The 20,624-nt window shown below is 52.6% G+C and carries 16 protein-coding genes and 2 pseudogenes; 2 read left to right on the top strand and 16 right to left on the bottom strand.

The genetic code is table 11. The annotated features are described in order from the left end of the window. Positions 1 to 108: 108 nt before the first annotated feature. The 7 genes from ABC336_RS00690 to ABC336_RS00720 all read right to left on the bottom strand — a co-directional run bounded on the left by ABC336_RS00690 (position 109) and on the right by ABC336_RS00720 (position 10,974). The gene (locus tag ABC336_RS00690; RefSeq protein WP_413236825.1) at positions 109 to 639 is read right to left on the bottom strand and encodes a GNAT family N-acetyltransferase; all 531 of its coding nucleotides are present in this window, start codon (positions 637 to 639) and stop codon (positions 109 to 111) included. A 7-nt stretch (positions 640 to 646) separates the two neighbouring features. Further along, positions 647 to 1,360 (bottom strand): NAD(P)-dependent oxidoreductase, encoded by a 714-nt coding sequence (locus ABC336_RS00695; RefSeq protein ID WP_413236826.1) that lies wholly within the window; start codon positions 1,358 to 1,360, stop codon positions 647 to 649. Further along, entirely contained in the window at positions 1,357 to 2,025 is a 669-nt protein-coding gene (locus ABC336_RS00700) for a DUF4386 domain-containing protein (protein ID WP_413236827.1), read from the bottom strand. Before ABC336_RS00700 ends, ABC336_RS00695 begins: the two co-directional genes overlap by 4 nt. 36 nt (positions 2,026 to 2,061) lie before the next feature. Beyond that, on the bottom strand, positions 2,062 to 2,751 hold the full coding sequence (locus ABC336_RS00705; RefSeq protein ID WP_413236828.1) for a DUF4386 domain-containing protein: 690 nt from the start codon (positions 2,749 to 2,751) through the stop codon (positions 2,062 to 2,064). A gap of 149 nt (positions 2,752 to 2,900) precedes the next feature. Beyond that, positions 2,901 to 5,537, bottom strand: coding sequence for a winged helix-turn-helix domain-containing protein (locus ABC336_RS00710; protein ID WP_413236829.1), 2,637 nt, complete (start codon positions 5,535 to 5,537; stop codon positions 2,901 to 2,903). 367 nt (positions 5,538 to 5,904) lie between these two features. Further along, positions 5,905 to 10,017: a discoidin domain-containing protein gene (locus ABC336_RS00715; RefSeq protein ID WP_413236830.1), complete on the bottom strand. Its 4,113-nt coding sequence runs from the start codon at positions 10,015 to 10,017 to the stop codon at positions 5,905 to 5,907. A 129-nt stretch (positions 10,018 to 10,146) separates the two neighbouring features. Beyond that, the gene (locus ABC336_RS00720; RefSeq protein ID WP_413236831.1) at positions 10,147 to 10,974 is read right to left on the bottom strand and encodes an AraC family transcriptional regulator; all 828 of its coding nucleotides are present in this window, start codon (positions 10,972 to 10,974) and stop codon (positions 10,147 to 10,149) included. A 130-nt stretch (positions 10,975 to 11,104) separates the two neighbouring features. Here ABC336_RS00720 and ABC336_RS00725 point away from each other — a divergent pair, with 130 nt between their 5' ends. Then, positions 11,105 to 11,461: a winged helix-turn-helix transcriptional regulator gene (locus ABC336_RS00725; protein ID WP_413236832.1), complete on the top strand. Its 357-nt coding sequence runs from the start codon at positions 11,105 to 11,107 to the stop codon at positions 11,459 to 11,461. 107 nt (positions 11,462 to 11,568) lie between these two features. On the opposite strand, the pseudogene ABC336_RS00730 reads toward ABC336_RS00725, so the two are convergent. From ABC336_RS00730 to ABC336_RS00760, 7 genes and pseudogenes are all read right to left on the bottom strand, one after another. Then, positions 11,569 to 12,198, bottom strand: a pseudogene (locus ABC336_RS00730) (FMN-dependent NADH-azoreductase); the annotation flags it as partial. A 185-nt stretch (positions 12,199 to 12,383) separates the two neighbouring features. Further along, entirely contained in the window at positions 12,384 to 12,623 is a 240-nt protein-coding gene (locus tag ABC336_RS00735) for a response regulator (RefSeq protein WP_413236833.1), read from the bottom strand. A gap of 317 nt (positions 12,624 to 12,940) precedes the next feature. Beyond that, the gene (locus ABC336_RS00740) at positions 12,941 to 13,894 is read right to left on the bottom strand and encodes an NAD-dependent epimerase/dehydratase family protein (protein ID WP_413236834.1); all 954 of its coding nucleotides are present in this window, start codon (positions 13,892 to 13,894) and stop codon (positions 12,941 to 12,943) included. 372 nt (positions 13,895 to 14,266) lie between these two features. Next, positions 14,267 to 14,974 carry a DsbA family oxidoreductase gene (locus tag ABC336_RS00745; protein WP_413236835.1) on the bottom strand — a complete coding sequence of 236 codons (708 nt, stop codon included), beginning with the start codon at positions 14,972 to 14,974 and terminating at the stop codon, positions 14,267 to 14,269. A 35-nt stretch (positions 14,975 to 15,009) separates the two neighbouring features. Next, complete coding sequence (locus ABC336_RS00750; protein WP_413236836.1) at positions 15,010 to 16,488, bottom strand: DHA2 family efflux MFS transporter permease subunit; 1,479 nt, start codon at positions 16,486 to 16,488, stop codon at positions 15,010 to 15,012. 255 nt (positions 16,489 to 16,743) lie between these two features. Continuing rightward, positions 16,744 to 17,871, bottom strand: coding sequence for an NAD(P)/FAD-dependent oxidoreductase (locus ABC336_RS00755; RefSeq protein WP_413236837.1), 1,128 nt, complete (start codon positions 17,869 to 17,871; stop codon positions 16,744 to 16,746). Positions 17,872 to 18,155: 284 nt separating this feature from the next. Further along, positions 18,156 to 18,756 (bottom strand): annotated as a pseudogene (locus ABC336_RS00760) (phosphotransferase). A 199-nt stretch (positions 18,757 to 18,955) separates the two neighbouring features. Here ABC336_RS00760 and ABC336_RS00765 point away from each other — a divergent pair. Then, complete coding sequence (locus ABC336_RS00765; RefSeq protein WP_413236838.1) at positions 18,956 to 19,057, top strand: YwiC-like family protein; 102 nt, start codon at positions 18,956 to 18,958, stop codon at positions 19,055 to 19,057. Between the two features lie 69 nt (positions 19,058 to 19,126). Here the strand turns inward: ABC336_RS00765 and ABC336_RS00770 are convergent, their stop codons facing one another. Continuing rightward, positions 19,127 to 19,699, bottom strand: a complete 573-nt coding sequence (locus tag ABC336_RS00770) for a hypothetical protein (protein ID WP_413236839.1) — start codon at positions 19,697 to 19,699, stop codon at positions 19,127 to 19,129. A 34-nt stretch (positions 19,700 to 19,733) separates the two neighbouring features. Next, positions 19,734 to 20,612: an aminoglycoside phosphotransferase family protein gene (locus ABC336_RS00775; RefSeq protein ID WP_413236840.1), complete on the bottom strand. Its 879-nt coding sequence runs from the start codon at positions 20,610 to 20,612 to the stop codon at positions 19,734 to 19,736. Positions 20,613 to 20,624 lie beyond the last annotated feature (12 nt).

Genomic DNA, 20,624 nt, shown 5'->3' on the forward strand with positions numbered 1-20,624 from the left:
CCATTGTGACGTTGCGCCCCTCCTACGTTGTAGGAGGGGTTTAAGATATAGTAAAAACCCTTGTAGAACAAGGGTTGGAGGTGTTTTAGGAAGAATCGGAAAAATGGTTCAAAGCTGCTTCTCCATATGGATATCTAGAGGTTCCTTTTCAAATAATTCTTCATCGACTTGCTGCGTGATCCTACTTCCATTGTTTCTATAGAAAGAAACCGCAGACTGTGTTTCCGTAGAAGAAATGTATAACGATTTTGCTCCTTTTTTTCTTGCTTCGTTGGAGAGTTCATCAAGTATTCTGGTACCAATCCCTTTTCTGCGGTATGCTCTGGATACATACATGAGATCGATCTGAAGCTGATCTTTACAATCACCTCTGAACTTATGAGCGAGTACGCCAAAGCCCACTAATGTATCTTGATCAAATGCACCATAAGCTGTTCCGCCATTTGCGAGCTCATCTACAAAACGTTCCTTTAGTTCATCCAACATGTCCTCTGTCCAGCTTGGACATTCATGAGGGTCCTCCTTGTCTTCCACTAATTGATTGTCTTCCATTCTATAGATAAGTTCGATGTACTCTGAACGATCAATATCGCCCAGTTGTATTGCATCATGAACGCTTAATTTTCTGAAAATAATCATGACTGTTTCACTTATTATAAATCACCGGTGTCTTGCCCTCCCAGCTCTCCCAAAGCATTGGATCTGTGGCAAGCTCCGTTATGAAGTGTGCTACATTCATTCGGCTGGTTTTCCCTGAACCGAATAATGGACTGCTGGCGAGAGAACTGGTGATGTCATATGGGCTTGCTTCATCCTGATTGACTAACGTGTCCGGTCTTACGACAACCCAACGGATCGCCTCATGTCCTTGTCCCACACCGTTAACCAAGTAGTCGGCTGCCCTGACATTGTCACGCTGCGGGGGCAAGAGCACGCTCAATGCAGAGAACAGCATCCGCTCTCCCAAGGGATGAGACTCACCTATCAAGCGATTCGTATAGCCCGTTGTACTCATCAGGATGAGTTTTATTCGCCGCTCAGACCTCACCACCGTTTCGCAAATGTGCTGGATGGTATCGCTAACCAATTGACGAGGCTTACCGAATATCCCCTTGACCGTAGGCGTGTGGCCTAGACAAGAGATCACAACCGTACAATCACTCAGCAGACCATCCAGCTCGGATCGGCCAAGCTCGATAATATTTCCTCTCACGATTTCAACAAATGGACTGTTCGCGATGTCCGGATCGAGGACAGCCGTTTCTCGGATAAGGATCCTTGTTGGCATACTGCGACTCATCAATGCCCTGACCACCAGCCGACCCGTGGCCCCAGAGGCACCTAGCACGACGATTTTCATACGTTACTCTTTGCTCCTCTCCGCTCATATCCATTTACTTTTATTCCTTGAACGATCAGCATTACAGCCAGGATCACCTCGCCAACAGCCGTCGGCGCATTCAAGAGCATATATACCGGACTTGTGATCGAAATCCGGTCCAATAACAAAAACAACGTAGCGCCAATTGTACATACGGCACCTAGCATCCCCCATATGGCCAACCATCTTGGAATCTGTCCAGTTGTGATGAGTCTATAATACAAAATCACGCTGCCGATACTCCATGGTAAAACCATGCCAATATGATTCACAAAATCCCGACCTTGCCGAAGCCACTCCGCATGCCATTCAAAGACAACTGCGTTTGCAGGAGTGGCCGATCCTGCACTTTGGCTGATCTCCAATAAAAGCGGAAGAAACCCGATACCGAGAAAAAGAAACCCAGCGCCTATTAATTTGAAAGCGACAAATCCTCTCACGACCGCTTCGCTCTGTGTTTTTAGCAGGCTATAGAACGATACAGCAATCCCAACGTATACAACAGCCATTGCCGCTTGAAAGAAAGTCGCCGTCAACACATGTAATTTGAGTTCCGGCAACTGTTCCAAATAATCCGAACGCTCTAATGCAGGTACTGAGCTGAACACACCGAAAATCATGCCGCTTATAAGCAGCAGTCCCAACTGGATCGACGTTCTTCTATTTGATTTAATACCCCTTCACTCCCTTTCCGCTCGAAGCTCGCCCAGGTACGCTTGATCAAATCCTCTGATGAGCAGCCAAAGCGCCATGGTGATCTCCTGCAAAGCCAGCGGTACATAGAGAACATCCAAGTGAAGGTCGAGACCGAACAACAGACACAAGTCAACAACAAGGTAGATCACTCCTCCAATCATCCCCCCTACGGATAACCAGCGGGGGATCAGTCTGGTGAGATAGAAGAGGATGTAAAGCAGCATTGCCCCGATGATAAATACAATCGTTAAAACAGGGGCAATGATGTCCTGGCTCTGCAGCAAGACATTCCCGACAACCTGTATAGAGGCCGCATCTGCCTGGGCAGCAGTAAATGATTGGCCAACCGCATCCAACAATAGCCAACTGACTGCCACTAAGATATAGGTGCTTCCTTCTAGCGGCCCACGGAAGACGACCATTCCCATTGCCAATGCTTCATTCTTGTGTTTGAAGAGGGGATACAGGAATACAGGCATTGCCGCCAGCGAAAGCCCCATCGTAACAATAAAAAAAGCGCCTAGCTTAAGCCGCAAAGGATCAGCTGCAATCCGGGTGAGATAATCATCGCCAACAAGCAGATCCCGGGTAACAACAAGGCTTAAAATCCCTGATATCGTTCCGATAATGTAGAGAATACCTACGATTGCTGCTGTCATTCTATACGTTTTCATCGGTTTCCTTCCTCTCGACTGACCATGAATGTGTATAGTATAGTAGCCGGATGGAAGCCCTTGTAGATACTAAAGTAGGGTTTGAGAAAAAGATCTCAAGCCTCGCCTTTCGGCATGACTTGAGACCGGGACAGGAAGCCGACCAACCTTCAGATCAGCCCAAGCTCTCTGGCACGGGCGATCGCTTCGGTGCGCCTTTTTACCTGCAATTTGTCGAAAATGTTGCGGTTATACCCCTTCACTGTACTCAAAGCAAGGAAAAGACGTTCGCTTATCTCTTGATTCGAGCAGCCTTCGGCAATTAATCGCAGAACCTCCAGTTCACGCTCGCTTAGCGTCTCGACGAGCGGGACGATACGGCCCGGCACAATGTGAGAAGCGTAATCGAGCAGCTTTTGTTCCTGCTGCATGTGGGCGAGCAAACACGCGGTATACTCCGGATGCATACGACGGGCAGCCGCTGCGGTCAAGAGATCAAGCATGGGCCTTCCTTCCTCGATAAAAAGACGAACGAACCCTTCGTTTTGCGCCTTGGTGAAAGCCCCTTGGAGTCGTTGAAGCGCCCGCTCCCTATTGCCCTGAACATGATAAGCTAACGCTTGGAGGATCAGCAGCTTAAGCGCATCATTTTTCCACTGTTTCGTATTCGCTTGATCATACAGAGCACCCAGAATAGCAAGAGCCGCTTTTGTCTGTCCTTGAATGATATGGATTCTTGCCTGCAGCAAAGGGAAGCCGCTAGTATCCAAGTGCTGGACCGTTTCCGTAAAGTTGCCGCGATGAAGAGCAATCCGCAGCTCCAAATGTTGGATCTCGCCTTGCATACGGTTGTATGGTTGTGCTGGCAACTGATGGCGGACTTGCTTCAGCAAGGCTTCCGCCGCTGAGAGATCGTGTCTTGCGAGCTTGACCTTTGCAGCACAACACTGGCTGTCCGCCAGCCTGTCCGTGTTCTCGATCTGCTGGGCAAGCCGCATACCCAGCTGGATATGCTGTTCGGCAGCATCCAGATCGTTCCGTTCATATGCGATCCGAGCCAAACCCAAGTGGGCGTCACAAGCAACCGGCAATGGCGGTTCGCCGGCAAGCTGGATGACTTGCTGATAGGTTTGCTTCGCCTCGCTTAATTGATTGTCGGATGCCTGGATATCGCCTAGCCCCAAAGATGCCATCAGCGTAATCATGTGATGTCCGATACGTGTGCTGATTGAGATGGCTGCTACATAGGATCTCCTGGCAGCCTCGTGATCACCCTGCAGCTGGTGGGCGACGCCCAATGTCCAGGTTGTTGCGGCGCGCACAGGCCGGTTATGCGGATGCAGATGCTCCAGAGCGATGCAGGATTGCGTCATAATCGTATCTGCATCATACCGGATCACACCGAGCGTAGCCCTGATCGATGCGATATGTCCGATCAGATCGCGATCCACCTCATCGGGCTCCATAGTTGACATAGCGGCTTCTGCAGCCGACAGTTTCTGCTCGATACCATCCAGTTGACTGATCATCAACAGCGCGGAAGCATAGATCACCCAGAGCGATGGCCGCTTATGGAGCGTGGACGCTTCCTGGCGTTGCAGCCAGTCCAAGACCATCTTGGCCGCCCCGCGGAAATGTAAAGGCATGCCTTTCCCTTCGATTAGTGCTGCCGCACGGTCCACATCCTGAGCCGCTGCCGCGTGCTGAAAGGCTTCGATCTCCAGTCCATTCGCTTCAAACCAATGGCTCGCTCTCTTATGCAGAGCTTCCCGCTCAGCGACCGCATCCTTGTTGGCACGGGCCAAGCGCTGTCGCAGCATATCGGCAAAAAGATGATGATAGCGATACCATCGCCGCTCGTTATCCAACGGAACGATAAACAAATTCGCTTGCTCGAGATGCGCCAGGATCTCCTGCCCTTCTCCATCACGCTGCGTCACTGCATCGCAAAGCGAAGCGCAAAAGCGGTCTAAGATGGAGGTGTGACATAGAAAGGTCTGCACTTTATCGGACTGCTGCTTCAGCACTTCCTCTATCAGATAATCCAGCACAAAACGGTGGCTTCCCGTGAAGGTTGAGATGAATGAGGCCGGATCCGCATACCCCTGCATGGAAATCGCCGCCAGCTGCAGTCCGGCAATCCACCCTTCCGTGCGCACCTCCAGGGAAGATACCTCTGCAGATGATAGATGGAGTCCCATCGTCTGTTGAAAAAACAATGTCGTTTCACCCCGGGTAAACCGCAGGTCATGACCGCGCAGTTCCGTTAGCTCGTTTTGTGCTCGCAATCTGGCGATGGGCAGCAGCGGCTCTTCACGAGTCAGGATGATCAAGTGTAGATGTAATGGCAGATGATCGATTAGAAGAGATAGCGCGTGATGGACAGGTTGCGATTCAATGACGTGATAGTCGTCAAGCACGAAAATGAAAGGCTCGGACGCAGAGGAGAGTTCATTGATGAGAGCAGTAAGGATATAGGTCATCGGCAGCGGTTGCTGAGATTGCAAAGCCCTTGTTGCTCCATGGTCGGTAATGTTCACAATTCTCTTAATGGCTTCGCTTAGATGAAGAAGGAATCGTATGGGATCATTGTCCGCTTCATCCAGCGATAACCAAGCGGTTGGACGTTTGCCTCGGGCTATCCATTCGCTTACCAGCGTTGTTTTCCCATACCCCGCAGGAGCGGAGATTAGCGTCACTTTACGAAGCCGGCCCTCGTCCAGACGACGGAACAAATCGGTACGGGCAACCGCGTTTGATCGGGCTGGCGGAATGTGCAGCTTGGTGGTTAACAGAGGTATGCTCATATCAACCTACCTTTCACCGGGACGCGAATGCTTGATTACCCCATCCAGGTGATATTCCATCGCCAATAGAGCGTGCTTTTTACACTCCACCGCGTAACCGTCCAACTCATAGTCAGCCAAAACCTTATGTATGTTTGCTGGCAAGCTTGCGAATCGTTTCTTTGCCCTTCTTAGCATACCCTCACCTCTAATCCTATCCGTTTGATTTGAGGTCTATTTTAACATGCTCATGATCAGTTTATCCATCTTTCGAACGTGATCGCTGCTCCTCGACCCTAGAAAAGAAGAGCCGGCGCGGCGTCTCACGACCCGTTGCCAGCCCTCCTATACGTGCCCTATGCTGCCCAGTTAAGAGCATGTTAGCTGCTTATGGCTCTGTCACCACTACCTTCACCGACGTGAAGATCAATTTACGTTCCGCCGTTACCGCATAGATGCCCACGTTGGTTTCCCCTGCTGCCAGTCCAGTTGCCACACCGGCTGCATCGATCTGGACCACGGATGGATCCGCCACTTTATACTGAATCGCAACCTCGTTCAGATCGGCAGGGCTGCCGTCACTGAGCTCCCCCGCAAGCGTGATCGGTGTACTGCCGCCCACACTCACTGTTACTGTCTCCGGCGCAGTCAGTCGCGTCAGCTGCGGCTCTGTATCCTCGAAAACCGGCCATGTCTCATCATCGACCCGGATCCTTGCCTCTGTGATGCTCATCCAATTGTTGGTCGTATTGCCTTGGCCGACAATCCGGATATAGCGCGCGTCAGTCTCGCTGAAGGTGTAGTCCTCCAGCTCCACAGTCGTGCCGCTGCTGGAACCGGTGTACAAGGTCTGCCATATCTCGCCGTCCTCCGACCCGAGCACTTCGAAGGAGAAGGAGCGGGTATGGCCCAAGTACCAGGCAAGCGACACGCTATCGACAGAGCGGCTCTCTCCCAGATCATACTGGACCCACTGTCCGATGCCCTCGGCGGAGAAGAACGTGCCCAGATCATTATCGATCGTATGCTCGGGTGGGAACGTCCCCTCGATGCTCGCGGTGACGACGCTTGGCGTCTCTGCTCCGGTGCGGAAATATATCTCATAGTTCGCCGCGGCGGTACCCGGGCCCGTCACCGTGACGACGGCTTTGCCAGGAAGCGCGCTGGCCTGCTCGACCACCGCCGTCACTCCGGGCTCCGTGTTGACCACGGATACGACAGGCACACTGTCTGTCTCTCCATATCCACGAAGATCGTAGGTGTACACGTTCGGATCAAACTCATCCATCGCAACACCGTCCAGCAGCAATCCGTCTACTGTCGCCGCAGGCGTCTCGTCCAGTGTCCATCCACTGAGCGGCTCTAGTACCGGCAAGGCTGGCGTGCTCGCTCCGGGGCGGATCGGCGTCAGCACAACCGCCAGCTGCGGATCGACAGCCCCCTCCAGATAGATACTCAATTTGCGCATGCCGATGTTGCTCGAATTCCAACTCGTGACCGGCGAGCTCCACAGCGGCTCCGCTTCCATCGCCACGAATTCCGCCGCGGCCGGGGAAGCGATACGCGCCAGCACCTGCTCGTTATTCAACGTCAGGATCGCCGACTTGCCGTCTGCCGCCACATCGATATTGGCGCGGGTATGCATGAACCACCAGACATCCGCAGGATCTGTAGAAGTCAGTTCATCCTGGATCAGCAGCTGCCTGCGATGATCGAACAAACGGACGCCGCGACTCCAGGCCGACACGCCGCGATCGGCAAAGGCTTCATCCAGATCGGCAATGGCGTACGCTTCCAGGTCTCCGCTCTCGAATGCAACGACCTCACCGGCTGCCGTAGCGTTCTGATCCGGCCCAAGTCCCGGATTGACGACCAGCGTATTCTGTCCTTCCGCCCGCTTGCGGTAATACGTCCAGCGCTGACCTGCAGGGCCGTTGTCGAACATGCCCGGGGCACTATAGCTCTCGGTCCCCAGCTCTTCTGCCCAGCGCTGGCCCAATGCGTCGAATACAAAGGTTCCCAGGTCAAGGTCACCGTGACTCGCGCCATTAACCCCGCCTTTAAATCCAACGAACGAAGCATTGTCGGCATCCCAGGCGCTGCGCATGCTCACTGCTTCCGGACCGCGGAACTTCGCGTCCAGCGGCAATTGGGTATCCCGCGGACTCTCGATATAGTCCGGGTCATACCATATCAGATGACGGGGCGACGCCTGATTGCTCTGCAGCGCCCACCACCCGGCTTCAGGTATATCATAGTGTCCGGCCATCCAATAGAGCTCCGGGTCTTGCTGGACGCCGGGACCGACATCGGAGAAGTGAAACGCATGATTGCTCGGTCCACCCATATAGAGCGGGTAGAGCGACGTCTCACGCAAGCCCGGCAAGTCCGACAACCCGTAATCGCTGCCTGTCGCCGTATTCAGAGCCGCCATATAAGGCACCAGATAACGGATGGCATACGCCCAATAGCCGACACCCTCGGGATAACCTCCATCCGGTGCAAACTCTGCGATAGCAATCGGAAGATAACCCAGCCCGCGGGTGATCATATGATCGGCCAGTCCCGGCATCAGATCGCCAACTGCAAGTGCCCCCATCCCGAGTCCGCTATGCGTCACGATATTCCAGTTGTTTGTGGTCGTCACCCACCATTCTCCTTGATTGTAGCCGAACAGGCCCGGCCGCAGCCCCAGGTTGATGATCGCCCCGCTCAAGACGTCGCGTTGGTCTTCCGACCAGTAATGATAGAGCCAGTCATAACCGATCGCCAAAGCATGCGTCATCTCCGCCGTGCTCAGGAAACTGACCGGATTCCAATCCGGAAAAGCGGCAGCCGCCTCCAGCTCGTCCCAGAGCCGCTCTGCATAGCGGTCATCGCCGCTCATCTGATATACCATTGACAGCGTATAAGCGCGATCCAGCACCTGACGGCTGATCTGCAGCAGCGTGCGGCCGTCGGGAAACACGTATTCCGATACCGGCAACGTCAACATGCGATCTGCCGCCGTCACCATCGACGCGTACCATTGCTGGGACTTCGGATCACTCTGCACACGCAGGCGCATCTCGTCAAAATCGTCGGCCGTCGCCAACAAGCGCGGATGCTCGTCCAGCAGGTTGACAATGACCGAATCCTCGTCCGGTTCCCAGGGCAGATCCGCAAAGGGATCCATATCCGTGCGAATGATCACATCATCCAGCCTGACCGTTTGACCTGGAGACAACCCGGTCCCGTAGCGGATCTCCAATAGCTTCTCCCTGTCAAAGGCCGGGTTGATGGCTGCATTCGTCTTGATCGGATAGCCGTCGATCCAGACCGAATACGTCATGGACGAGAAATCAAGCTCAGCCGCCACATCCACATAAGCGTTACCATTGAAGGCGCTGCCCGGGGGAGGAGATGCCACCAGTCCCGCGTTCCTCAGCTGCAGCAGCGAGGTCGTCGCCGGAGCGGATGCCACCGGATGACGCAGCTCCAGATCGAAGGAATGTCCGAATGTCTGCACCCTGAAGTCGAGTCGCAAATTCCCGGTCACCCCCCGCAAATGCTTCTCCACCCGCGGCCCGCCGTTGCCGGTAGCGCCAGCGTCGCGTGCAAAGGCAATCGCTTGTCCGTCACCGTCAGGTACGACCGTGACCGTCGACGTGCTGCTGTGCACCACGTTTGTCCAGCCCGAAATCCCGATTGCCGGCAATCCTCCGGCCTGATCCTCCTCAGCATCATAAGCAAATAAAGCGTACGGCCACGGCTCGAACTGATCATTGGTTCGGATCAGGACATCGTCGAGCTGCAGCTGCTGCCCCGGGTCAAGGACAGCCGTCAGGCGAATTTCGATCTTCTCCTCTTTGTCGAGAGTAGGATTGAGCGCCTCGTCTACGATAACCGGATGCCCGTCAATAGACACGGAATAGGTTAGCGAGCCGAGATCGATCTCCGCTGACACCGCTGCAAACTGATTGCCGTCAAATGCGCTCCCTGCCGGGGCGCCGGATACCAGACCCGCACCGTTCAAACGAATCAAGCGGGTTTCAGCCGGCGCTGACGTGCTCGGATTGCGCAGGTACAGATCAAACCGGTGACCGAATGTTTTCACCCGGAAGTCTAGCCGCAAGTTCCCGCTAACGTCGCTCAAATGCTTCTCGACCCGTGGCCCCCCAGTGCCGGTAGAACCGGGCACCCGCTCGAATTCAAGCACTTGATTGCTGCCATCCGCTACTACCGTAAGGGTCGATTCGGTAGAGCGCACCGCATTCGTCCAACCCGTGCCGCCGACGCTCGGAAGCGCTCCCAAGTCTTCGTCTTCGAAGTCATCGGCGAACAAAGTAAACGGCCAGGCGCTTTCCTCGCCGGATGCCGTCGGAGCCGTTGCGTCGATCACCGGCAGCATCAGCAGCAGCGCCAGCAGCGCCGCAAGCCAGGATCGCTTCCTGCTTGTCCTCCTCCCCGACGGGTCCTGCAAGCGATTGGAGTCTTGATCCCAATCCAATGAATGCTTCATACATTCGCTCCTTTCAATCCGTATTGGCACGACATTTTTATAAGCGCTTACATCATTAAGTATTACTGATATCCATCTCCTTCGTATATGTAGAATTGGATAAATAGAATGGATTTTTGTTCAAAGCATTCAACCCTGCCGATACTCGCTTGGTGACATACGGGCATACCGTGTAAACACGCGGGTGAAGTAAAGCGCGTCATCATACCCCACCGCATGCCCAACCTCGGCGACCGTCTTGTGCGTTTCGATTAACAGCCTCATCGCCTTCTCCATCCGCACCTTGGTTATATACTGGACAGGAGAGCAGCCCATATACCGCTTGAACAGGACCGAGAAATAGCTTTCAGACATCGCTGCTCGCGCGGCCAGCATATTGCGGTCGAGATCTTCGTGGATGTGTGTCTTGATATAAGCCGCGCTTTCGCGGATGGCCCGCTCATTGGGCGTCTCTTCACGATGTGCACCCAGATGAGCCATGACCTGATGGATCATTGATCTAAAAGCCAGCAGCGACTTATCGATATACCCCGGCTGCTTGGCCTGCCAGCACGCGTACAGCTCCTCCATCGCCTCACGCATACCGGCCCGCTCCGGCAGATGAACAACCAACGGGAGCGGCAAATGTTGCCTTTCCGGCTTGTAGCAGTACGGCAGTCCGTTGTCCCAGCCCACACAGGCAAATTCATACTGGATTGTGTAGTAGCACAGAGGAGTCTTGGCATTGGTGCGCAGAACCAGCTTACGACCATATGGAATCTGAAATATATCCCCTGCAACCAGCGGTTCCCGTTCGTCGTCGATCTGGAGCTCTCCTTCTCCGGCATAGGCGAATAGGAAACTGACCATTCTCGTCCCGTTCGTCTCGACGGACACCTTGCCGGACCTCCAGAACGAATGGTCACGATGATAGATTTGCATAATCCGAGGATGAAACGAGGATAAGAACGTTTCCATTTCATTGACCTCCAATTGGTTGCTGCTTGCGTCAATTAAATTATATCATCCTAGCCTATGTGCTATAATATACCGTGAAACTTTTTACATAATTTGATTAGCATGAAGAGCAACAATGGGGTGAGAGCAAATGCAATCCAAATATGATGAATGCCAGGTACATTCGGTGGCGGATGTGTTCGTAGGCAAGTGGAAATGTACAATCCTGCTGATCTTGCTGTTTGAAGGAACAAAGCGCTTCAGCGAGCTGCAGAAAGATATCCCCGATATTACGAAGAAAATGCTGACCTCGCAGCTGCGGGAGCTGGAGGAAGAAGATATTGTCAAGCGGGTGGTCCATCCGGTTGTTCCGCCCAAGGTTGAATATTCTCTCTCGGAATACGGAGAAACCATGGCTCCCTTGCTGCACATGATGTCCGAATGGGGCACTAAGCACCGGACCCGTATGCACAAGAAACGGCAGAGCATGACGAAGACGCAAGAATAGAGCTAAAGCCGTATACTACTAGCAAACTAGTACCCCGCCATTGAAAAAGGCCGCAGCTGCGGCCTTTTTGACGATTTGGAGAACCGAATATTGCGGGGAGGGATTTATCAGAAGCTGGCGGCTAGCGCTTTCGTCGCCTGCAAGCCCGTTCCGATAATGGTTTCCTTCTTGTCCGGATACTGCGCATGCCCTTCGATTACAACGAGCTTCGGTTCCTTAATACCCCATAGCCCGATCGAGGATTGGACCAACTTGACGGCCATCTCCATGGGCAGCATATATTCGGTGGAATAATCACCGCCGCGAGCGTTCAGCAGCACCACTTTCTTGTCAGCAACCAGACCGACCGGCCCTTCCGCTGTATATTTGAATGTCTTCCCTGCCTGTGAAAGATACGAGAGATAGGTGATCAGCGGTGCGGGAACGGTAAAATTCCACAAAGGGAAGGCGAACACGATTTTATCGGCGGCGAGAAATTGATTCAGATAAAAATTGGCGATCTCGGCAATCTTCTTTACTTCCGGGGCAGGTTCCATGCCTTGATTTAACATATAAAGTCCTGTTAATGCCGTGTTGCCGAAGTAAGGAAGTTCAACCTGGAAAAGATCCACTTCCGTAATAAAATCTTGCGGGTTAGCAGCGCGATAGGTGTTTAAAAATGCGTCATACATTTGCACGCTGACCGCTTGTTCACTGGGACGATCATTTGCTTTAATAAAAAGTACATTAGCCATAGTGCTTCATCCTCCACATTCATTATCTGTGTTATTTTTTCCACAGTATCAGTATGCGTGGTGAAGCTTGTTTTGAGAAGTAGGCACTAATTTGTGCCCGGGTTACATGAAAGTACCCTTGCGGGTTCGGAATCCGAATATATTCAGTCAACGTATGACAAGACTCATACAAATTGTAGGGATTGATGTTATTGGCCCTGACTTAACGGCAACTGGATCGTAATCGTCGTTCCCTGCCCGACTTTGCTTTCTACATCAATGGACCCCTGATGAGCCCCTATCACTTGACGATAGCCATGCCCAAGCCCGGTCATTTTGTCCAGATCGCTTGAGCGCGCCGTGAGGAATAATATACGAATCGCAGTTAACTGTCTTATTTTCTGGCACAGCTGAAATCCGTCGATATCCGGAAGCATGACATCGAGCACGAACAAATCATTTCATAGGCATCATGCGCGATTTTATCCAAGTTGACCGGTATAAACACTGCTGACGCAGCTCACAAGGAGCAGGATCGCCATGTATCCAGATAAGACGGTAAGGGAGAATCCGATGGTCATCCCGGTCTGGCTGGAAGATGATAAATATACAGGCTAATGTCAAACGGGAAATGAACTGGTTCTAAACTTTATCTAACCTGCAACCGCAAATAGAGCCTGACCGCCTCTTCATGAAGTGGTCAGACTCTGATTCTTCAGCTTCGGTCAAGTGTGTTCGTCAACGTCTCTGATTTCATTAGTTGTCATTAATTTTTCTCCTTCATTAAGATGTTTAACGTCTCTTCAAGACCTTGCCTATACGGAGTTGCCGGGATCGGACCAATACGGTTTTCGTACTTTTCTCCGCTTAGAATAAAGCCTTCCTTTGTAAGGTACATAACCTCAACGACTTCCTTCATGAACGAATTAAAGAGTCCCATAAAACGAATGGTACTTTTCGTTAACGGAATAACTCTTTTTTGATTACCGGTTACCTCACGGGCGATCCGAATAATTTCTTTCCCTGAAATCACCCCCTTGCCAGGTATGTTCCAGTTCTCTCCATAAGAATCATCCTTCTCTGCTATATTGACAATCATTTTTCCGGCATCCGGTAAATAGACATATTCCCTTGGCGTTTTCAAATTCCCAATAAAGATGGATACTTTTTTATGTGCCATCCCTTCTAATGTTGGCTGCAGGTAAGAGTCTTGGGAGGTTGCCCCATAGTAATCTGGAAGTCTAACAATTAATGCTTTCGCGTTTTTCCATCGATCGCTGAGTATTAAATTCTCGTATGCTACCCTTAACTTTCCCTTTTTCGTATGGGGTTGCTTGGGGTGATCTTCATTCCCCTTCGCAACTTGATAACCATAGACATATATGCCATCGACAACAACGATTTTAGCTCCTAAATGATCCGCAGCCTTCATTGCACTTTCTCCAAACAAAAGCAGTTTTTCTGCCATATCCTGATAGGCCACAGCAGAACAGAGGAAAATAACCTCTGCATCTTCTGCTGCATCTACGATGGCTTGATCATCAAATATATCTCCTGTTTTGTAGGACAGTCTCGGATGATAATCATGCTTTTTCATTAACGCTTTTAATTTTGTCTCCGTGCGTGCAAAGGCAATCACTTGAACTTCTCTTGCTAATAGTTCCGCTATGATGACTTGCCCCGTGGCTCCAGTTGCTCCTAACACCATCGCTTTTTTCAATATTATAACCTCCATTTAAGTGATCAATCAATAACATTTTAGCGTTATAAATGGTTCTTTTTTGTGATTGCACCCGCATATGAGTCTTCCGTTGAACGAGGGTGACTAAGAGTGCCCCGATCATCGCTAACACGGCTGCGATCACCTCCTTTCGATCTGACCATAGAAAGCCACCTTTCATTAGTAATTGATCAATTACAGTCAGGCCTAATTAAACTACATTTCCTGATCGCCAATGGAACAAAGGGCAGAGCCCAGGATCATCAGCATTTAGGATATCCCCCTGCTGTCTCTCTAGGCTTGCTGCCATCATGTTGCTTTATTAGTAATTGATCAATCACATTATATCCTTCTTTTCTTTTCAATGCAAGACTATATTCTGCAGGCCCCATCCTTGCAACTGTCCTCGCCCTCGGCTGGGTCTTTGACGCTGGGTTTCAGGAAATGGCGGTCTTCCTCCCAGATCGTCTCCATCGCGTTCAGAAGAACCTCCACCGGCTGCGCACCCAGCACCAAGTATTTATTGTTGAAGACGAAGGCCGGCAGACTTGAGATATTGTATCCCCTCGCCGTGGCAATGTCCGCAAGGACTGCATCCTTGTATGCCTCTGAACCCAGCATATCGGCCACTTTCTGTCCGTCAAGCCCCGCCTTCTGCCCTAAGGCAACAAGGACGTCGTGATCTGCGATGTTTAAGGACTGAGATAGATACGCGTGAAAAATCCGTTCGTTCATCTCCGCTCCCTTGCCCGCTTGTGCTGCAAAATGTACGAGACGATGAGCATCAAACGTATTGGCAATGACAACCGGATCGTAACTGGCGATTAGTCCCGTCTCTTGTTTGATCATCTCCGCTACTTGCGCTTGTTTGGCTTTCATCTGTTCGACTGTCATTCGCTTTTCGAGCGCCAGTTGCTGGACGGTTAGTGTCCGGTTCTCCGCGTGCGGATCGAGCTGGAAGCTGCGGTAGACCACCTCCACATGCTCCCGCATGGCAAATTGGCCAAGCGCCTGCTCGAGTTTTGTTTTGGCTATGATGCAAAAAGGACATCCGAAGTCCGACCATACATCAATTCTCATCGTCAATCTCTCCAAGATTCTCGCCTCCCGTTTCCTTATGATTTGAATGCTTCGCTTGCCACCGGCAGGTCCTGCTGCCCTTGCTTCTGCATCAGTTCCTGCATCGGCGCTTTTCCTTTACGGAGGAAGAGACCGAGTATGAGCGCGATGAATGCCACGATCACGCCAAACCAGAATGCATCGTTAATACCTGCGGCCAGCCCTTTGGTCATCTGCACTGGAGACTCCGGATCGCTCACGCCGCTCAAATACTGCTGCTGTCCGCTCGACATAATACTGATGTACAGCGCAATGCCGATCGCTCCGGATATCTGTTGCAGCGTGTTCAAGATCGCTGTCCCGTGCGGATGCAGATGCTGCGGCAGCTGGTTAAGCCCCGCGGTCTGTACAGGCATCATCACCAGCGCGATGCCGACCATCAGCGTGATGTGAGCGGCGATCAGGAAACCGGTCGATGTCGATTCGCCGAAGCGGGTAAACAGCCACAGCGACGATACGGCAATCGCCAAGCCAGGAATAACCAGCACGCGCGGTCCGAACAGGTCGAAGAGCTTGCCTGAGACAGGGGCCATCAATCCATTTAATATTCCACCGGGCAGCAGAACCAGGCCCGACTGGAATGCTGTCATCAGCAGCACGCCTTGCATGAACATCGGAAGCATGATGGCGGAAGAGAAAAACGTCATGAGCAACACAAACATCAAGACGGCGACAAGCGCGAATACGGGATAGCGGAATGCCCTCAGATCCATAACGGGATTCTTGAGCAGCAATTGCCGCCAGATGAATAACACCAGAGACACGCCGCCTGCGACGATCGTCCAGATGACCAGTTGTTCCGACCACCCTCGTTCACCGGCGCTGCTGAAGCCATAGACGATGCCGCCGAACCCGATTGTCGAGAGCAGGATAGAGAGGATATCGACCTTCGGTTTGGTCACGACCGATACATTTTTCATCACGGCCGCCCCGATCACAATCGAGAGCAAAGCAAACGGCAGCACCAGAATAAACAGCCACCGCCAGGACAGTCCGTCGACGATCAAGCCCGATATCGTCGGGCCGATCGCAGGTGCGAACATGACGACGAGTCCCAGCATCCCCATCGCTCCCCCGCGCTTCTCGGGCGGGAAGATCGTCATGATGATGTTCATGATCAGCGGCAGCAGCATCCCTGTGCCGATCGCCTGAGCAACCCGTCCTGCCAGCAGCACGCCAAACGTAGGAGACACTGCCGAGATCAGTGTGCCTGCCAGGAACAGGGTCATGGCCGACAGGAACATCTGCCTTGTCGTGAACCACTGCTGCAGCACCGCCGTGACCGGGACAAGCACACCGACGACTAATAAATAAGCGGTAGTCAGCCATTGGATCGTGGAGGCCGGCTCGCCAAATGATCGCATTAATTCGGGGATGGCATTACCCATAAGCGTTTCATTCAATGCGGCGACAAACATGCCGACGATCATAGCGACCATAATCGGGCCGCGTTTCAAAGTACTTAAATCAACCATCCCTATCTCCTCCATGTATATATACGATAAAATAGCCATTATATAAGTCTATTATAGATATATTATATCTATAATAGGTGCAAAAAAAGGGACTTGCTGCTTGGTTTGTCCCGTGGTTAATCGTCCAACATCGAATTTTCATCATGAACTGAATCCCGTTGCGCACCTCCTATTCTCTCGACAATCTTTTATTACGGATATCCTGTGTCTATAATATACGACTTATCTTGGATTTGCAACATCTTTTTATCTTGCCTAAATCAAAGTTATCGCTTGGCCCACCTCATACGTCTCCATAGCCATATCCGGCTCGATCCCGAGCGCCATCTTGGCGAGCTGGGTGCCAATCCAGGGGCCGGTGGTTAGGCCGGATGAGCCAAGACCGTTAGCTACGAGCAGTCCCTGCCAGCCAGGGACGCGCCCAACCACGGGCAGGAAGCCCGGCGTGAACGGCCGGAAGCCGACCCGCACCTCTAGGAGCGTCGCATCGCGAAGTGCGCCGGCAACGCACAACCCTTTGTCCAGCACCTCATGCATGCCCCCGGCTGTCACGCGCGTGTCGTACCCGTCCGGGTCATTCTCATGCGTTGTACCGAGCACGATCCGCCCGCCATCGAACGCCAGCACATACTGCGTAGACGGAGGCATGACGACAGGCCAATTCCCGGTGTCCTCTCCGGTCTGCACCAGCAGATGGACGATCTGCGCTTTCTGGTAGCCGACCTCCAGCCGAATCCCCAGCGGTTCGAGCAGCGGAGCGGCCCAGGCTCCGGCGCAGACGATCACCTCATCCGCATCATAGGCGACCTCTCCTATCCTGACGCCGGTAGCACGTTCAGCTTCCCACAGTACGACAGCATCACCGTGCACCACTCGTGCACCATGCCGCGCGGCCGAGCGCAGCAACGCATCGCGCAGCTCGCGACCATCTACCCGAACCGCACCGCTGATCACCAGCGCTTCGTAGCCATCGTTCAACAGGGGGAATCTCGCTTGCACTGCCGCTGGCTCCAGTCGCGAGAGCACTCCCATCTCCGGCGCATCGGCCTGACGCTGACGTGCACGCTCCTCCAATTTGTCCAGTTTGTCCAAGTCATCGTGGATCGCCAGCGCCCCCACCCGGGCATAGCCCGTCTGCGTCTCTCCCTCCGCTTCCAGCTCGCGGATCAGCTCAGGGTAGTACTTTGCACCCGCCTTCGCCAGCCGGTACCAGTCTTGATTGCGCCGCTGGGATACCCACGGACAGATGATACCCGCTGCCGCTTGCGTCGCTTGCCCCGCGTCCTGCCGGTCGACGACGGTCACCTCCGCCCCCAGTCTTGCGAGACGATAGGCGGTGGATGCCCCAAGGATACCCGCTCCGATCACAATACATTTCTTCATCTTCGACTTCCTCTCTTACAGGGCGCTTCCACGAATTGCCCGGCTCCTCGCAGGACATTATCCCGTCGATGTCATCTTGATGCTTCACATTATACCGAATCCGATGTCTTTGGGACAGTTCCCCCCTCCATGACAACAGACTTGTTAACCTTGATAAACCACACACGCTCTCATTCCGTTACCGTAAAGATCGACTCATTGTCTTCAAAGTGCGTCATGCGTTGCTCATGTTCATGTCTGGCTTCCGCCTCGGTCAATACAGCGTTAGTGACCAAATAATGAGCCTAATCCGACAGTGCCCGCATGATGTTGGATTTCGCCTCTGCTGCAATCGCTTCATTCCCGTCATCGACCGCTTGCATTAAGATCAGTATGGGGATGTATACCGCGATCAGCCGCGCCAGCAGCTTCGTATCCTCATCCGCTCCTCCGTACGTTTCAAAAAACACGCTGCGAGCGTAAGGTGGTAAAAAGCTATAAGCAACGCTCAAATCGCAAGCCGGATGGCCAACGCTCAGATCGCCCCAATCAATGATGCGGAAACGAGCCCGCTCTCATTCACAAGCATATTTTTGAAATGAAGGTCTCCATGTAGCAGTACATTCACTGCCTCGACACGGTCCTTTTGCAGCCTGCCAATATACGTTTCGATCATACCGGACTCCTCCGGCGACAAGTGTTCAACCACCTTTGCTAGAAAGCTCTCCAACTTCACTTTGCGCGATGTTATGTCCGTCAAGTTTCGAGAAAAACCGTATTGTCCCAGCCCCAGCCCAATCGCTTCACTTGGTTTGATAACAGCTGAGGGAATTGTCGGCCGATCAGCATCCGCACCTGCTCTTCGTTAACCTCCCACTCCGCATCCCATACATTCGTTCCTCCCATGAATTGTCGGCCTCCTTGTTCCTTACATTATTCTTAATTCATCCCAATCAATCTCACTCATTGGCTCGCTCCTTTTTTTCATCATCGCAAAAAAGCCTGATCGTCAATTTATGTCCAGTCAGGCTCGCGTGATCGCTTTTCACTTCAAGATGTTTTGATCGTTATAGACAAACCCTTGGACTTAGTCGGGACATGGGCCATGCTCATCCTACCCTTCCTGTACGGAATGGCCGCTTCTAAAGCCACATGGCTGCATCTGCCGCTATTCATTTGCTGGCTGCTGTTGTATCTGCTGAGCTAACCTCTCTTGCAATGGGTGAAATCCCGCCGCGGCGATCTGCGCGTTCAGCTGGGTCGTATTCCCGGTTGCCTATGTAGGAGGCGGTGAGCCACTCCCAAATGGTATAAATCTATCAACTTCAGAATGGTAGATTTCGACGGTGTGCGTTGTTGCAGGATCTTGCTTCAGAGCAATATCGAGGTGCAACTGATCGATCGTATGGATGTCGATCCCCCTGAACTCGCGGATCTGAAAGGTTTCATACACGCCAACACCGGGCAACGTTGCAAATAAAAATGGACCATAGTCCGTGCCCTGATTGTCTCTAATACGAATATCAAATATCTCTTCATAATCGTAGTCATCCTTATAATCCCAATCCCGATACCATAGGCCAAAGCGCAAGCTATTGCTGCCTTCCACCCAGTAAAAATCGGTGATGCCCGCCTTCATCTCCGGGATCCACTTCGATGGATTCTTGAGAACAAAGGTGTCCCCGGATTCAAGAGCATCAATAGATTCAACAGTATCAATGAGATTGAGGAACACGGGCTGATAGCCTAACTTGTATCGCCACATCTCCCAGTTTTTATAGGCAAAAATAACTATTACAACGATTAGCATACCCATTGCAATAATAAGAAGTTTCTTGACCCTTTGCATGCGTCAACTCCCTTAACAACGATCTTGACACTATTTATTGAGCCGCCGACCACTCTTCGATGATCGCATCAATGACCGACCTGCCCCATTCGGACAGCTCCGAACCCCGTTCATTCCAATCGTAGGAGATCAACGCTTTCCACAAAGCCCAGCCGCGCGCACGGTCAACCATATCCGGCTGCGCGCCGATGCGGTCCAGGAAGACCACCCTGCTGGCCGGATCAAAGTACGTCCATGCCATGACCAGATCGCTGGCGGGATCACCTGTGCCCATCGTGCCAAAATCGATCACGCCGCTAAGTCGGCCACCTTGCACCAGCAGATTGCCGACCGCCACATCGCCATGCACCCATACTGGAGCTGCGGAGTAAGAACTCGAAAGCGCAAGCTCCCAGATCTCAGCCAGAAGACGCGGGTCATGGCCACTATCCAGCCGTTCCAGTACAGACCGGGTATCCCCTTCATAGACGGCAAGGTCACCTCCACGGTGGAAGTTGTGCGTGCCTGCAGGCATGCCGCCACTGGCATCGATCGCTTGCAGCTCCTGCAGGACGGCGGCGAGATCCACCGCCAATCGGCTGCGGTCCAGGACATTGGTCGCGGAGATCGTCTCCCCCTCCAGCCAGCGGTTGATCGACCATGGCAGCGGATATGCCGCCGTGGGCTTGCCTTCGGCGACCGGGCTGGGGATGGGCAGTGACAGCTGCGGCTGCAATATCGGCAGCCAATGCATCTCCTTGGCGACCGCTGCGGCATAACGTTCATGACTCGGCAAACGTACCGACATCTCATCGCCCAACCGGAAGGTGCGGTTATCATGTCCGCTCTTCTCCACCGTTCTGACCGGGAGATCCTGCCATTGCGGGAACTGACTGTCGATCAAGCCGCGCACGAGCTCCGTTGTAATATCCATCCCTTGCTCCCC

This window comes from Paenibacillus jepli (assembly GCF_047238105.1).
Lineage (GTDB): Bacteria > Bacillota > Bacilli > Paenibacillales > Paenibacillaceae > Paenibacillus_D.

Bases quoted from the DNA above. Each gene is read 5' to 3' on its own strand.
- ABC336_RS00690 (WP_413236825.1), bottom strand. From the start codon at position 639: ATGATTATTTTCAGAAAATTAAGCGTTCATGATGCAATACAACTGGGC.
- ABC336_RS00765 (WP_413236838.1), top strand. From the start codon at position 18,956: ATGCTCATCCTACCCTTCCTGTACGGAATGGCCGCTTCTAAAGCCACA.
- ABC336_RS00745 (WP_413236835.1), bottom strand. From the start codon at position 14,974: ATGAGAATTGATGTATGGTCGGACTTCGGATGTCCTTTTTGCATCATA.
- ABC336_RS00695 (WP_413236826.1), bottom strand. From the start codon at position 1,360: ATGAAAATCGTCGTGCTAGGTGCCTCTGGGGCCACGGGTCGGCTGGTG.
- ABC336_RS00715 (WP_413236830.1), bottom strand. From the start codon at position 10,017: ATGAAGCATTCATTGGATTGGGATCAAGACTCCAATCGCTTGCAGGAC.
- ABC336_RS00755 (WP_413236837.1), bottom strand. From the start codon at position 17,871: ATGAAGAAATGTATTGTGATCGGAGCGGGTATCCTTGGGGCATCCACC.
- ABC336_RS00725 (WP_413236832.1), top strand. From the start codon at position 11,105: ATGCAATCCAAATATGATGAATGCCAGGTACATTCGGTGGCGGATGTG.
- ABC336_RS00770 (WP_413236839.1), bottom strand. From the start codon at position 19,699: ATGCAAAGGGTCAAGAAACTTCTTATTATTGCAATGGGTATGCTAATC.
- ABC336_RS00705 (WP_413236828.1), bottom strand. From the start codon at position 2,751: ATGAAAACGTATAGAATGACAGCAGCAATCGTAGGTATTCTCTACATT.
- ABC336_RS00750 (WP_413236836.1), bottom strand. From the start codon at position 16,488: ATGGTTGATTTAAGTACTTTGAAACGCGGCCCGATTATGGTCGCTATG.
- ABC336_RS00720 (WP_413236831.1), bottom strand. From the start codon at position 10,974: ATGGAAACGTTCTTATCCTCGTTTCATCCTCGGATTATGCAAATCTAT.
- ABC336_RS00775 (WP_413236840.1), bottom strand. From the start codon at position 20,612: ATGGATATTACAACGGAGCTCGTGCGCGGCTTGATCGACAGTCAGTTC.
- ABC336_RS00710 (WP_413236829.1), bottom strand. From the start codon at position 5,537: ATGAGCATACCTCTGTTAACCACCAAGCTGCACATTCCGCCAGCCCGA.